Source organism: Paenibacillus alvei DSM 29, from assembly GCF_000293805.1.
Taxonomy (GTDB): domain Bacteria; phylum Bacillota; class Bacilli; order Paenibacillales; family Paenibacillaceae; genus Paenibacillus_B; species Paenibacillus_B alvei.
Map to the genome: position 1 here is coordinate 656115 of NZ_AMBZ01000001.1, position 14292 is coordinate 670406.

Annotated in this window: 13 protein-coding genes and 1 pseudogene; 1 reads left to right on the forward strand and 13 read right to left on the reverse strand. The window is 46.0% G+C overall.

The features are described 5' to 3' along the window. Positions 1–72 precede the first annotated feature (72 nt). The 10 genes and pseudogenes from treP to PAV_RS03060 all read right to left on the reverse strand — a co-directional run bounded on the left by treP (position 73) and on the right by PAV_RS03060 (position 8516). Positions 73–1473: a PTS system trehalose-specific EIIBC component gene (treP, locus tag PAV_RS03015; protein ID WP_005543423.1), complete on the reverse strand. Its 1401-nt coding sequence runs from the start codon at positions 1471–1473 to the stop codon at positions 73–75. 256 nt (positions 1474–1729) lie between these two features. Next, complete coding sequence (gene treR, locus PAV_RS03020) at positions 1730–2446, reverse strand: trehalose operon repressor (RefSeq protein ID WP_005543424.1); 717 nt, start codon at positions 2444–2446, stop codon at positions 1730–1732. Positions 2447–2676: 230 nt separating this feature from the next. Then, positions 2677–3159 (reverse strand): hypothetical protein, encoded by a 483-nt coding sequence (locus PAV_RS03025; RefSeq protein WP_005543425.1) that lies wholly within the window; start codon positions 3157–3159, stop codon positions 2677–2679. A gap of 381 nt (positions 3160–3540) precedes the next feature. Continuing rightward, complete coding sequence (locus PAV_RS03030) at positions 3541–4365, reverse strand: urease accessory protein UreD (RefSeq protein ID WP_005543426.1); 825 nt, start codon at positions 4363–4365, stop codon at positions 3541–3543. Further along, a complete protein-coding gene (ureG, locus tag PAV_RS03035; protein WP_005543429.1) occupies positions 4366–4977 on the reverse strand; it encodes an urease accessory protein UreG in 612 nt (203 codons plus the stop codon). Positions 4978–5011: 34 nt separating this feature from the next. Then, positions 5012–5697 (reverse strand): annotated as a pseudogene (locus tag PAV_RS03040) (urease accessory protein UreF). After that, entirely contained in the window at positions 5690–6145 is a 456-nt protein-coding gene (gene ureE / locus PAV_RS03045) for an urease accessory protein UreE (RefSeq protein ID WP_005543433.1), read from the reverse strand. The pseudogene PAV_RS03040 and the gene ureE overlap by 8 nt, the downstream one beginning before the upstream one ends. 10 nt (positions 6146–6155) lie before the next feature. Beyond that, positions 6156–7868 (reverse strand): urease subunit alpha, encoded by a 1713-nt coding sequence (gene ureC, locus PAV_RS03050; protein ID WP_005543434.1) that lies wholly within the window; start codon positions 7866–7868, stop codon positions 6156–6158. Next, complete coding sequence (locus PAV_RS03055; protein ID WP_005543436.1) at positions 7865–8188, reverse strand: urease subunit beta; 324 nt, start codon at positions 8186–8188, stop codon at positions 7865–7867. The genes ureC and PAV_RS03055 overlap by 4 nt, the downstream gene beginning before the upstream one ends. Before the next feature lie 25 nt (positions 8189–8213). Further along, a complete protein-coding gene (locus PAV_RS03060; RefSeq protein ID WP_005543438.1) occupies positions 8214–8516 on the reverse strand; it encodes an urease subunit gamma in 303 nt (100 codons plus the stop codon). A 539-nt stretch (positions 8517–9055) separates the two neighbouring features. Here PAV_RS03060 and PAV_RS03065 point away from each other — a divergent pair. Next, positions 9056–11467 (forward strand): S8 family serine peptidase, encoded by a 2412-nt coding sequence (locus PAV_RS03065; protein WP_005543440.1) that lies wholly within the window; start codon positions 9056–9058, stop codon positions 11465–11467. A 353-nt stretch (positions 11468–11820) separates the two neighbouring features. Here PAV_RS03065 and PAV_RS34420 read toward each other — a convergent pair whose 3' ends face one another. The 3 genes from PAV_RS34420 to PAV_RS03080 all read right to left on the reverse strand — a co-directional run bounded on the left by PAV_RS34420 (position 11821) and on the right by PAV_RS03080 (position 14027). Further along, a complete protein-coding gene (locus PAV_RS34420) occupies positions 11821–12216 on the reverse strand; it encodes a DUF4367 domain-containing protein (RefSeq protein ID WP_157266557.1) in 396 nt (131 codons plus the stop codon). A gap of 264 nt (positions 12217–12480) precedes the next feature. Further along, complete coding sequence (locus tag PAV_RS03075; RefSeq protein WP_005543443.1) at positions 12481–13095, reverse strand: RNA polymerase sigma factor; 615 nt, start codon at positions 13093–13095, stop codon at positions 12481–12483. 122 nt (positions 13096–13217) lie between these two features. After that, complete coding sequence (locus PAV_RS03080) at positions 13218–14027, reverse strand: protease inhibitor I42 family protein (RefSeq protein WP_005543445.1); 810 nt, start codon at positions 14025–14027, stop codon at positions 13218–13220. Between the last annotated feature and the right edge of the window lie 265 nt (positions 14028–14292).

Consider the following 14292-nt stretch of genomic DNA (forward strand, 5'->3'; position numbering starts at 1 on the left):
CTTGCACCACCATGTAATTCTTATTTTTTGTACGATATAGAATCGCTCTGTGTATTGTTATTAATGCCCCAATTATGCCTGACGCTTCGTCTTCCCGATAATAAGCGTAATGACGAACGGCACAATTAACGCCACTGCCATGCCGAGGAAGAATGGAACCCACTGCTGTGGGAAGATCGACAGGAAGCCCGGCAATCCACCGACGCCGATGGACACTGCCTTTACCTTAAATGCTGTGATGACGACTGCTCCCAAAGCGGAACCGATCATCGCTGAAATGAATGGATACCGCAGCCGCAGATTCACCCCGAACATCGCCGGCTCGGTAATGCCTAAGTAAGCAGATATTGCTGAGGTCACGGACATTCCTTTTAGCTTCTCATCCTTGGAGACGAACACCATCGCAAGCGCCGCCGAGCCCTGCGCAATGTTGGACAAGGCGAGAATCGGCCACAGGAACGTGCTGCCCGTGCTTGCAATGAGCTGCAGGTCGACAGCCAGAAATGTATGATGCATACCCGTTACGACAAGCAGCGCATACAAGCCGCCGTAAATAAGTCCACCCAACACAGCCGCGTGCTCAAAAATTCCAACGAAGGCCGATGTGATGGCATTGCCGATTGTGAAGGTCAACGGCCCGATCACGATGAAGGACAAAAACCCTGTAAGAAGCAGCGTAGTCGGAGCGACCAACAACAGCTTGAAGCCATCCGGAACGCGCTTGTTTAGAAAGCCCTCGATCTTTGCCAAGCAGAAAGCGGATACAAGTACTGGAAGCACTTGCCCTTGATAACCAATTTTTTCGAATTCAAAACCGAACAAGTTCCAGTGCGGAACCGTACCCTTCGCGATTGCATCTCCATATGCCCAAGCATTCAGCAAATCTGGGTGAATAAGCATCAAGCCAAGCACAATCCCAAGCAGCTCACTGCCGCCGAACTTCTTAACAGCCGACCAGCCGATCAGCCCCGGCAGGAAGACGAAGGCGGTATTGGCGATCAGGTTGATCATCTCCGCGAAGCCCTTCCACTGGGCATATACGTCAATGAAGGCTTGATCCGCGAAGAAAATGCCCTTGCCGGTCAATATATTGTTGATCCCCATCAATAGACCTGCTGTAATAATGGCCGGCAAAATCGGAATGAAGATATCTGCAAGCGCCTTCACAGCACGCTGCAGTGGATTTAGTTTTTTAGCGGCCACATTTTTAATGTCCTGTGTGGAAGCCCGTTCCCCGCCGCTAATTTGAAGCAACTTCTCGTATACCTTCTGTACGAGTCCTGGGCCGATAATGACTTGGAACTGCCCGTTCGTCGCAAATGATCCTTTGACAAGCTCATTCTTCTCCAATGCTTGCTGATCAACAATACTCTCGTCGTTCAATGCAAAGCGGAGTCGCGTTACGCAATGCGTATTATCTTTCCCACCAATGGCCTCTAAAATCTGCTCAACCGAACGTTGATCAACTGCCATATCGATGTACCTCCCTAATGGAATCGCTTCCATGTTGTTTGTTGAGACCATTATAACTTGTATAGACAGGTTTGTAAACACTTGTATAGACAAGTTGGCTTGTAATTAGTGGTAAAAAACAGCGGTCGATCTAGGACTTCTTTTTCTCATCCAAGACTGCCGCTGTTTCTTATAGTTAGGTTACGTCTAATTTAAAATTCTTAAAATCTATCCGTTTTATCATTTGTATCGGAGTTCGATCTCGCTTAGAACCTTGTTAGCGTCTCCGCGCAAAGTCAGTAAATACGAATCGTTCAGGATGATGACGTGATTCGGTATACTCAAACAACGAACCGTCGTGCATATAAACATAGTTTTTTACCACGACGACGAAGCCATATGATTTCATAATCAAGTGTTCCCGATCCTTTGCCGTTGCAGGCTCCACCTGAATCACGCGCTGGGCAAATCCTATTTTGTGCCCTAATTGCTGCTCGATATAGTCGTATATGGAGCGCTCGGCGATTTCCTTCGTAAGGCCCTCCACCTTTTCCTTCAAAAAATAATTGATATCCAAAATAATGCGCTCTCCGCCGAGCTCGCGCACCCGATGCAGACAATATGCCGTTTCGCCCAATGGCAGCTTAGTCCGCTCATGCAGCTTGTTCGTAATCGTTATTTCCTCAAAATAAGGTACGGTCGTCAAGAATTTCTGCCCGCTGCTTTCGCTTGCTTCCTTGAAGCTGACCAAACCGCCGAACGAGAACGTGATGGCATTATTGTCAAGCACATATACGCCCTTGCCAGGCTGGCGATTGACAAGCCCTTCCTCGACAAGCAGATCGAGCGCATTACGAATTGTTCCCCGGCTCGTGTCATAGATGACGCAAAATTCATGCTCCGAAGGAAGCTTTGTCCCCGATGCATATTCACCCGAAGCAATCTTGCCCTTAATATCTTCATAAATGGTCATGTACAGCTTACTTGTGTTCATAATTAATAGCTAACCCCCAATAATGCTTCCGTGCCTATCCTCCATTGCTTGCCTATATCATATCACGATTGCCGCAGCAGTTGAAAAGAAGGACGCCACCTCCGCACAGGTACCGCTAAACCAACAAAAAGACACTGCCCGTGCAGCGTCTTTGCAATAAGCCAAATCTATCTCAGATATCACGTTTCCTTTATGGCACGGATATTTTCAAGCTGCATAAGTAATACAGCCTAATAGCTTGACAGCCCTTCTAATCCTACCTTTAACTCAGATAGACTAAATTGTTTAGGCAAATGATCTAATATATTTTGAAGTTTCTTTTTAATGATATTAATCATATTCTTATCAACTGTATTAGAACCGTGCATTTTATTAAACTCCAATATTATATCCGCATTCGAGTTAAGTACTGGCTCTATATTAATATCACGCTTCTCTAAATCACGCTTAATTAATGATAATTGAATTTGCGTATCATATAATCGATTCAGAATATACTTAAGATTGGGATCCTTCCATTCTGTTCTCTCATGTTCATTCCAATTTGCTACCTTATCTACGTTATTCTCATATATAACTTGAATACCATCCCGAGCTCTTTCATATGCTAGGGTTACTTCCCTGTCTATTTTTATATTCTGAAAATAGAGTCCACCTAAAACTACGTTTAAAATCAGAGAAGCTGTGAACAGGAGTTTTTTTAAGATTTTCATGTATCCTCCACAGAAAAAGGAACTGCCCGTATTCATCTAGTTAACTAGAAATGTTAACTTCCTTTCTTTTTAAGCAAACCCACTTTTCTATTTACAATTTTTTATAGCAAATGAAATTATACACTTAATTTTCTAGAATTAAACAGGTTAATTTTGGATGGGAAGGAGATTGCCCCATGAAGATTGCTTCATTTATTTACAATGACATATAGAAAAAGAACAGATTTCTTACGGCCTATCCTTTAAGATATCTATACAATCAACGCACTATCTGATAGAGTCAGTTGTTTTTTGTAGAAAAAAACCTGATAAACCAAGGTTCTTGGCTTATCAGGTAATTGATTGTCTCATATATATGCCATCTTAAAATGGGGATTTAATTTAGTATTTTCTGAGGAAGCTTGGGGTCGTATTGAAAATTGACTGATTTATAAACCGGTGGCAACACGCAAAAATTGCCTCTATCGTTTGAGTCGAGTTTGCTAGTACACGCGCCATCAGCCCGGACACCGGAAGCAAGGATAAGCCGATTCGGCAATCCTCATATTTCCCATCGATCTCAAGATAAAGCCGATCCAAGAAATCCTGATCAACCTGTTCCGAGATCATCATCATCGACCCGAGATGCGAATACCCTTCCATAAATCCAAGGGAAGTCATACGATGCGCCGCAGGATCCAATTTGATATGGTCATGAATCGCTAATACGCCATCCAAATAAATTTCGTTCATGAATTGCAGCAGGTCATAACTGAATTGCCGCCCATCGGGGGACCATCCGGAGGTGACGATTTCGGAATATAGCAGATTAGCTCCCTTTTCCATCCAAATGACCGTTTTTTGCTTATACCGCGCATGTTCATACCCGATGATCGGATCGGTAATATATTCGAGATAGCTGCCCTTCTTCAACCTGATTTCAACTTCTTGATAGGCGGGTTTCTTCGGCGTTTTATAGATTTTGGTCGCCGCTTGCGTCGTCAAAGTGAGCCGGGCACCTTCCTCCAATGAAACCTGCATCAGATAACGATCCCCGTCCAGATAACCTCCGCCCGGATTCAATATATAGTAACACGCCTGCCCCGAATCATCGTGATAAATTGGCCGCATCACTTTAAACGCGCCGTGGAAATACACGTCTCTGGCGACGGTTTTACCGTTTCTCTCCTCAGCATTTAGCCGAAGAACCCCCGTCCACTCCTCCATTTATTCTAGATCCTTCAAGAACACATTTCTTTTGATCCAGTGGATGACTTGATCCAATCCTTTGTTATCCTTCAAATTGGTGAACACAAACGGTTTATTCCCACGGAAAACCTTCGTATCCGATTCCATCACTTCCAGGCTTGCCCCGACATAAGGCGCCAGATCGGTTTTGTTGATAATGAACAGATCCGATTTAATCATGCCTTGTCCGCCCTTGCGCGGAATTTTCTCCCCTTGCGCTACGTCGATGATATAAATCGAAAAGTCAACCAGTTCAGGACTGAAAGTGGCCGCGAGATTATCTCCGCCGCTTTCCACAAAAATAAGCTCGACATCCGGATGGCGCCCAATCAGCTCGTCGATGGCCGCAAAATTCATCGAAGCGTCTTCGCGGATGGCTGTGTGCGGGCATCCCCCGGTTTCGACGCCGATAATCCGATCCGCGGGCAGAACGCCGTTTTCCATTAAAAATTTGGCGTCTTCTTTTGTATAAATATCATTTGTAATGACAGCCATGCTGATTTCCCCTTCGAGATGACGGGTTAATTTTTCAACGAGCAGTGTTTTGCCTGCTCCGACCGGCCCACCGATTCCGATTTTAATAGGCCCCATAATTCACACGCTTCCTTCTGTTATGAAATTTTCACTAAGACATGAAAATCCGAATATTGACGCGCTCATGTTTCATTTGCGATAATTCCAGACCGGGTGATACGACGCCAAAATCCTCCTCATCCAATCGGACGATTTGTTCTACCGCTTGAATCAATCCATCCTGACATTGCTGCAGTACCTTCTGTCCTGCCGTTTGACCTAACGGAATTGCGCGCACCGCGTTTTGGACCAAGCTGGCGACGACTGAATATAGATAATATAAAAGGGTGGCCGTTCCGGAAACGCCGAGATGGTGCCCGACCATCGTAAACACGATGGCCGGATGTCCAAACTCAGCTTAACACGGATGCGCTCCCTATAGATGGAGAAGACAGACGACTCATACAAAGATTGCACGAGGTTTAACATCCGGTCTCCCATCTTTTGCGTACCTTCCCTTGTCTCGCGGGGCAGATTTTGCACAAACAGCATCCGATCCAGTTTCCATATGGTGTCCATATCCCCAGACTGCAGCGCGTTAAAGACAAGGCGGGACGCAAGCCCGTCCGAGTAAACAAGCTGTTCATGAATATAGGTATCGAGCCATTCGGCAAATGTGTCCTGATCCCTAACCCGATCTTCCTGAATATACGTTTCTAGTCCGTAAGAATGGCTGAAAGCTCCGGTAGGAAAGTTGGAATCGCAAAGCTGAAATAGAGCCAGAGCTTGCTTATCCATGACTGTGGCCAATATGACGAAACGCCTGCTTCACTTTCCGGTTTTCCCTTACATAGGGAATATGCAACTGTACCAGTAATTCTTCTACAAGATAGTCGTATTGAACAAGCATTTCGTCTCCTTCGAATTGAGCAGGCAAATGCCGGTTGCCTAATTGATGCGCGATATAGCCCATTTCTTGCAGGCTGCGCGGACGAATTGCAAGTAAATCATCGGAGTGGACATCCACAATAATCATGTTCTTGTCGTCCATGTATAACACGTCGCCGGCCACCAAATCGCGCTGCTCTGAAAGACGAATCCCGATTTCATTCCCATGGTCGGTTGTTGCGCGCTGAATCCGTTTGACGAGATCGCTGCTTTCCAAATATACTTTCTCAATATGTCGGTTCCCGATTTCTTCCTTGTCCATTTGTTCGATATTTGCAATTACCTTTTCGATAATCATCGGCTTCACCTCAAAATAAGAAATAACGCTGTCCCATCGGCACTTTATCTACCGGTTCGCAGGTCATGAGTTCTCCATTGACCCGAACCTCATACGTTTGCGGATCAACCGTGATCTCAGGTGTTTCAAAATTCAACTTCATATCTTTTTTCGTTAATGTCCGGATACCATGCACAGGCAAAACGATTTTTTCGAGCCCTAACTGTTCGTGGACTTTGTTGTCAAAAGCGGACTGCGAAATGAAAGTGATGGAGCTTTGGGAACGCGCTTTTCCGTATTGCCCGTACATTGGACGGTAAATGACCGGCTGCGGCGTTGGAATGGATGCGTTCGCATCCCCCATCAAGCTATGGGCTACCATCCCGTTTTTGATGATCATTTCAGGCTTCACACCGAAAAATGCTGGAGACCAAATGACAAGGTCGGCGACTTTCCCAACTTCAACCGACCCGACATACTCAGAAATCCCGTGCGTAATGGCCGGGTTGATCGTATATTTAGCTACATATCGTTTAGCGCGGTTATTATCTGAAAGCTCACGGTCACCCGGAAGCGAGCCCCGCTGTTTTTTCATTTTGTCGGCAGTCTGCCATGTTCGTAAAATAACTTCACCGATGCGGCCCATCGCCTGCGCGTCTGAACTGATCATACTAAAAACGCCCATATCCTGGAGAATGTCTTCGGCAGCAATCGTTTCGCGTCGGATGCGAGAATCCGCAAAAGCAAGATCCTCTGGTATCGACGGATTCAGGTGGTGGCACACCATCAACATATCCAAATGCTCGTCGATCGTATTAATGGTATACGGCAGCGTCGGATTCGTGGACGAAGGCAGCACATTCATATAACTGGCGGACTTAATCAGGTCAGGAGCATGTCCTCCTCCTGCCCCTTCCGTATGATACATATGGATCACCCTGCCTTTGATCGCCGCCATGGTATTCTCCATGAAGCCGCCTTCATTCAAAGTGTCGGCATGAACCGCAACCTGCACGTCGAACTTGTCGGCTACGCGTAACGCATGATCCAGCGCCGAGGCGGTCGCTCCCCAGTCCTCATGCACCTTCAGCCCAATCGCTCCGGCCCGTACCTGCTCGGCAAGCGGTTCTTCTGCCGCAGCTTGTCCTTTCCCAGTAAACCCGACGTTAATCGGCAGCCCCTCCGCCGCCTGCAACATGCGGTGTATATTCCATTCCCCAGGAGTTACTGTGGTTGCCTTAGAGCCCGCAGCCGGACCTGTTCCGCCGCCAATTAATGTGGTCAGACCTGAAGATAGCGCCGTCTCGACCTGGCCTGGATTAATAAAATGCACATGCGTATCAATGCCGCCGGCGGTGACGATCCTGCCCTCCCCTGCAATAATTTCCGTCGCCGCGCCAATGACGATATCCACATGATCCATGATCAAAGGGTTGCCCGCTTTGCCGATCCCAGCTATCCTGCCGTCACGGATTCCAATATCCGCCTTATATATGCCGGTATAATCCAAAATGATTGCATTCGTAATCACGACATCCGGAATATCGTCGCCGCGAGTCGCAAGCGGATGCTGACCCATACCGTCACGGATTACTTTTCCTCCGCCAAAAACAACCTCATCGCCATAGGAGGCAAAGTCCTTTTCAATCTGGATAAAGATATCCGTGTCCGCCAAGCGAATCGAGTCTCCCGTTGTCGGTCCGTACATTTGTGAATATTGATTTCTGGACATTATAAAACTCATGATTGGCTTCCGCCTCCCACAGATCCATCCGTCTTGTTATTAAATCCATACACGCGGCGCTCCCCTGAGTAATCAATCAGTTCTACTTCTTTTTCATCCCCGGGCTCAAAACGTACCGCGGCGCCTGCAGGAATATTCAGACGCTTCCCAAACCCACTATTACGATCAAAAATGAGAGCTTCATTAACTTCATAGAAATGAAAATGCGACCCGACCTGTACAGGACGGTCGCCGGTATTTTTAACAGTACATCTCAAGACGGTTTTGCCGGCGTTGCATATAATTTCTTCCTTCTGCAAAAAGATTTGTCCAGGTATCATTAGACTCTCTCCCGTCGCAGTTCATTTATCGTATCGGATGGTGTACAGTTACCAATTTCGTGCCGTCTGGAAAGGTGGCTTCAACCTGGATATCGTCGATCATTTCGGGAATCCCGTCCATCACATCGTCGCGGGACAAAATCGCGGCCCCATATTCCATAAGCTCCGCAACTGTTTTCCCGTCCCGTGCCCCTTCAATAACTTCATAAGTAATCAGCGCAACAGATTCAGGATGGTTTAATTTAAGCCCCCTTTCCCGTCTGCGCTTGGCGAGATCCGCCGCAACAACGATGAGAAGTTTATCGATCTCACGGGGTAACAATTGCATCGTATGTGCCTCCTTCGATTTTCGAAACCGGTTTCGCACTGAAGAGAATGAGTCAATCCCTTGGTGTACACCTTCCTTCTGATTCAATCCGATTGATTAATCAATCAAAAAAAATGAAAGAAAGACCTAAATTTCACAATCACTGTCTGAATATTCAAGCAACAACTTGGTGGTATTTTTTACCTATATAATATAATGAAAAAACAGTAGAAACAAGAAATTTTGCTTCTACTGGCCCTATAATATATCAAAAATTCACAAAAAATATATCAGTTAGCAACCAAATCTATCTCCGCTATAACGATTACTCATAACTCGTAATTGTTAATCCAACACGCCATAATCACAAAAAATATTATCTGGTAATCACAGTAAAACTATTATAAAATGGGTTCATTACATTTTTGCCCAGTTATTATGATTGATTTTACAAATTGGGGGAAACATGTAAATCTATCATTTTGGAGGTGAGCTTATTCGTTAAAAATGCTAGCATTGTCAGACTAGACTATACTTTTTATACCTAGGGGGAATAATATTTGGCGAACAAAAACAACAAAAAAGTGCTTTCTCTGATCATGTCGATTGCAATGGCAATCAGCCTGATGTCACCAGCGGTGTCCGCCTATGAAGGATCCGCAAACAACTCAACCGAGAAGCTGCTCCACTTGCGATCGGGTACCATCAATCTCCAAAATGAAAATGAACAATACGGACTGCAATTTGATGAAGAAAGCACGCAACGCCAATTGTACGTTGTTCAATTCAACGACGTCATCACAGATTCCTCCAAACAGCTCTTGCAACAGGCAGGAGCGGAACTCGGAGATTATCTCCCTGACTATGCTTATCTCGTACGCATGAACTCGCAACAAGCCGCCATCCTCGCCACAAACGATCAGATTTACAGAATTACCCTCTTTCAGCCAGAGTGGAAGAACGGCAATCTCTCCACATCAGAAGACATTCCAACAAGCAACTATGTCATCTCGGTATTCAGGGGCAGTGAGGCAGAAGTTGCCCGCTCACTTCAGCAGCAAGCCATCCCCGTTACCGATGTACAAGAAGGCTATATTGAAGCTGTAGTAAGCAATGAATCACTCCCGCTTGTTCTTCATCAACCCGATGTCACCTTCGTCGAATCTAAGCCTGCCGATGAGATCTTCAACGACTTCGTTACTAATCAAGTTGGGGCCGCCACGTCGAATGGCGTATGGAGCAATGGATTGACCGGAAAAGGTCAAGTGGTTACCGTGGCCGACAGCGGCTTGGATTCCGGTAATCTAAGCACACTCCATAAGGATTTCGAAGGTCAGCTTCACACAGCGCCGGTTCCTATCGCAAGCGGAACATGGGCAGATACGAACGGACATGGCACGCATGTAGCGGGCACCGTGCTCGGTACAGGAGCAATGTCCAATGGGAAATATAAAGGCGTTGCCTATGGCGCCAAGCTATTCTTCCAAGCGCTCGGCTGCGGCGGCGACTCCATTTGCACAGGCGATGTACGCAATCTGTTCAGCGCCGCAAAGCAGCAGGGTTCAGCCATCCACACCAACTCCTGGGGTTCCCGCTTCAACTACACCTATAGCGCCAATTCTTCACGCGTTGACGAATTTACGTTCAATGACAAGAACTTCACTGTATTATTCGCCGCCGGCAACGACGGCCGGGGCGGCTACAAAACCGTCAATGCACCCGGTAACGCCAAGAATACCATCACTGTCGGCAATCTTCAAAAGTCAAATCCGAATCAAATTGCGGTGGGCTCAAGTAAAGGCTACACCTTGGACGGGCGGGTCAAGCCTGATGTTGTCGTCACAGGCTCCAACATTATATCCGTTCGTTCATCGGCTTCATCCACTCCTGCTAACCCGAATCAATATTACACCACCATGTCAGGCACCTCTATGGCAACTCCGGCAGTCGCGGGATCGGCAGCCATCGTTCGCGAGTTCTATACAGAAAACAAACACATAACCCCTTCCTCCGCGCTTATCAAGGCTACGCTCATTAATGGAGCTGAAGATGTAGGATATGGATGGATGAGCAGAGAGACAGGATGGGGACAGGTTAACCTCGTGAACTCACTTACCCCCACTGAGGGAAGAACCAATGACTTCATCGACAATACTACAGGTTTAAAAACAAACGATTCTATCTCCTACCGTGTCAAGGCTGAAGCTGACAAGCCTCTCAAGATATCTCTTGTCTGGAGCGATTACCAAGGTGCCGTTCAAGCTGGCAAGCAATTAGTTAATGATCTCGATCTTGAAGTAAAAGCACCGACTGGCGAACTCTACAAAGGCAACTGCTTCGTACAAAATACGGCTAGCACAAGTTGTACCAACAACGATGATATCAACAACGTGGAAAATGTATATCTTTCAACTCCAACTACGGGTGAATATACCGTAACCATCAAAGGACACAATGTTCCGCAAGGCCCACAGTCATTTGCATTAGTTGTATCAGGCAATCGTTCCTCTATTCTTGGTCAAGCCCCTGAAAACCCAGAACCGATTGTACTGAAGGCGCCTGAGCAGTTGGCTGTAACGGCAGTCACGTATAATTCGGTGAACCTGAGCTGGAGCGATCCGAACACAGGAATTCAAGGCCTTACATACGAAATCTATCAACAGCAGCAAAAAATCGGAACCAGCAGTCAAACCAATTACACGGTAAAAGATCTTAGTCCCGGCAATACGTATACCTTTACAGTCAGGATCATCGACGGACAAGGCAATGTCTCCCCCGACAGTCAATCGGTAACAGCTAAACTTCCAAAACCGGAGGGGAATACAGAGCCATGGCAGATAGGCAAACCATACAAGGTAGGCGATCTTGTCTCATATAGCGGTGTAATCTATGCATGTATGCAACCGCATACTTCCTTGGACGGCTGGGAGCCTTCTAATGTAACTGCACTTTGGTCGCCTATACAGGAATAGGGTAGACCCTTCAGACTAACCACCATCATGAAATTTGTTTGACTACTTTTGCTTCATCTCGTCACTGCTAACGAAGGAAGTCACCCCATTTCATTACCGAATGCGCAAAAAAGGCTATACCGCGGTTAAACGCGGTATAGCCAATTATTCACTTTTCGTTTGGCCCATAATCGATTCACACGCTTTACGTACCATCCATTTTGAAGGCCATCTCCGCCTCTCGGGCACACTTACATACGGATGCGTTTATTATGACCCAAAATGAACGCAGCTCTGCATTTCAAAAAATAGTTCAGCCCAATCGCTCTATCACGGGGAACGAAATGATCTATTTTTCAATAAGTTTGAAGGTATTACCTCACTGACTTGATCATGGACAACAATTCTTCTTCACTGACGCCTTTCTTCAGGCTCAAGGAATACGAAAATCCTTGCGAGTTCCATATTGCCAGTTCATATTTGCCTTGATTGCCTTTGATGGTCGCCTGTTCATTTCCGATTTGAATGATGTTCGCGTCACCATACTCTTCATAGTTGCCGCTATTATCGTTCGTGCCGGGCGAAATCCTAAACGTCAGGCTGTTATTGGCACCGCTATAACGAATTTGAGCCGTCTCTACCCCTATTGAAAAGTAGCTCGTGTCCTCCACTTCAAACGGAATTCCCCCAATATCAGTTACTTCAAACCCGATACCAGCCACAAGTTCCTGCAGCGACGAATACTCCTTAATGCCAGGCGATACTAACACAGGGCCAGGGCCCTGGACGTTGGGGACTGTATCATCCTGATGATAATAATACGTAGTCACTAGGGTACCGGTGAGGAGAACCAGGCAGCAAACAGCCACGCAAGTGACTCTTTTGGTATGATGAAACAATCTCAGAAATCGTTTTTCTTGAGGGGTTAAGTCCGCGCTGCGAATGTTTCGCACGATCCGCTCGTGCATATCAGGAGTGACTGTTACCCTGTTCATGATCTCGTTATATTTATTCGGCAAAGTCATAATCCTCCTTCAAAACGATTTTGAGCTTCTCTCTGGCTCGGTGCAAAAGCGAACGGATCGTCGTTTCTTTTTGTCTAATATCCGTGCAATCTGCGCGGTCGAATACCCTTCCTGGTAAAACAGATGCAGCACTTCGCGATAGATGACCGTCAGGCTGCTTACTGCCTCCCATACGAACTTCAAATCCTGCTCATCGTCTGAAAGTAGCCCTTCGTCCAGTTCAGCGTCGTCGAGCTTCTCTTTAGACTTGATTTTATTTTTGCTGATGTTGATTGCCACCCGCAGTAGCCACGCTTTTTCATGTGCAGCATTTTCGAAACGAGGGACAGACCGCATGTATTGTAACAATGTATCCTGCAGTACATCTTCGGCATCGGTAAGATTGTGCAAATACGAATACGACAAACGCAAGATGGCCGTTCCGTGTTCCTCAAATAGCCTTTCTGTTTTGTACTGGATACCTTCCTGTTCCTCGGTTGAATCCTTGGCCACGGCATGTGCATATCCACAATTCCATCTTGAGGTCAATTTCCGAATCTGTGTCAGCAGCGTACTGCTTAAAGATAAAATATATCGCATATAGCGATACTTCGGATTGCTGTATACTTGTTCAATGATATCCAATGTTGACCTCCTACCAAGCCTTCCTCCTGATTCGATGATTAGACGAAATCGTCCCCATTCCTAAGAACAGGGACGATCTCCTTTTATTTTTTGCGGAACCCATGTTGTGAAGCAACGGAGCATTAGTTTACTTTTACCGTATAAGTTAACATTTTTGCAGGCTTCTGCTCCTTTTCCCATGGCCGGGAGTAGGTGAATGTCAACGTATACGTACCTGGCTTGGTGGCTTTAAACGCCCATGTTTTTTCATCCCCCGCACCTAATGCGAAAGGTTCGCCCTGATTAGGCTTTCGGCTCTTCTCTGCCACAAGTTTAATTCCGTTTTGATCGGTTACATAGCTCCAGGAGTATCCAGTCGATGTGTTCTCTTCCATGTTTACGCTGAAACATTGCCCCGTTTTCACGCTGTTTACCTTATCCACTCCCAACACAGCCGGAGACTGCTGTTTTTCAGCTATTTTATCCTGTTCGGTCACTTTAATCATGTACACTTTCGTATCCGCAGCCTTCTGCTCCTTTTCCCATGGCCGGGAGTAGGTAAATGTCAACGTATACGTACCCGGCTTGGTGGCCTTAAACGTCCATGTTTTTTCGTTCCCCGCACCTAATGCGAAAGCTTCGCCCTGATTAGGCTTTCGGCTCTTCTCTGCCACAAGTTTAATTCCGTTTTGATCGGTTACATAGCTCCAGGAGTATCCGGTCGTCACATTTTCCTCTAGCGTGATATCGAACGTTTTACCCGCTGCAACATTAATTTCTTTTAGATGATCGTTCTCCTTTTTCGCAGGCTTGATTGCATCCGTGGCCTTGTTGCCGCCTGCCGACTTCACGGAGGTAATGCTGGCATAAGCATTACCCTGAATACTCATGCTGCCAACAGACAAACAAGCCGCTAGGCTTGCAACCGTGATCATAGATTTCGTAATTTTCATTGCACTTTCCTCCCATAATTTTTATTTTAAAATGAAAGGGTACAGAAAGAGCCTCATTTACCATTGCAAATATATCAGCATTCCTTCTGTTTTTTCGACATTCTATTATGTATACAAATGACGAAACGAAATTGTTGCAAACCCTCAAAAAAAAAAGAAAACATGCTTTTATAACCTGCTTTCTCAATCACTTGCCCCCAAACATGATATACATAAATAAAGGTGGATAAATAGAAAAAACCTGATAGACCAAAGGTTTTGGCTT

Excerpts from the sequence above, each read along its gene's own strand:
- treP (WP_005543423.1), bottom strand. The coding sequence starts at position 1,473 with ATGGCAGTTGATCAACGTTCGGTTGAGCAGATTTTAGAGGCCATTGGT.
- treR (WP_005543424.1), bottom strand. The coding sequence starts at position 2,446 with ATGAACACAAGTAAGCTGTACATGACCATTTATGAAGATATTAAGGGC.
- PAV_RS03025 (WP_005543425.1), bottom strand. The coding sequence starts at position 3,159 with ATGAAAATCTTAAAAAAACTCCTGTTCACAGCTTCTCTGATTTTAAAC.
- PAV_RS03030 (WP_005543426.1), bottom strand. The coding sequence starts at position 4,365 with ATGGAGGAGTGGACGGGGGTTCTTCGGCTAAATGCTGAGGAGAGAAAC.
- ureG (WP_005543429.1), bottom strand. The coding sequence starts at position 4,977 with ATGGGGCCTATTAAAATCGGAATCGGTGGGCCGGTCGGAGCAGGCAAA.
- ureE (WP_005543433.1), bottom strand. The coding sequence starts at position 6,145 with ATGATTATCGAAAAGGTAATTGCAAATATCGAACAAATGGACAAGGAA.
- ureC (WP_005543434.1), bottom strand. The coding sequence starts at position 7,868 with ATGAGTTTTATAATGTCCAGAAATCAATATTCACAAATGTACGGACCG.
- PAV_RS03055 (WP_005543436.1), bottom strand. The coding sequence starts at position 8,188 with ATGATACCTGGACAAATCTTTTTGCAGAAGGAAGAAATTATATGCAAC.
- PAV_RS03060 (WP_005543438.1), bottom strand. The coding sequence starts at position 8,516 with ATGCAATTGTTACCCCGTGAGATCGATAAACTTCTCATCGTTGTTGCG.
- PAV_RS03080 (WP_005543445.1), bottom strand. The coding sequence starts at position 14,027 with ATGAAAATTACGAAATCTATGATCACGGTTGCAAGCCTAGCGGCTTGT.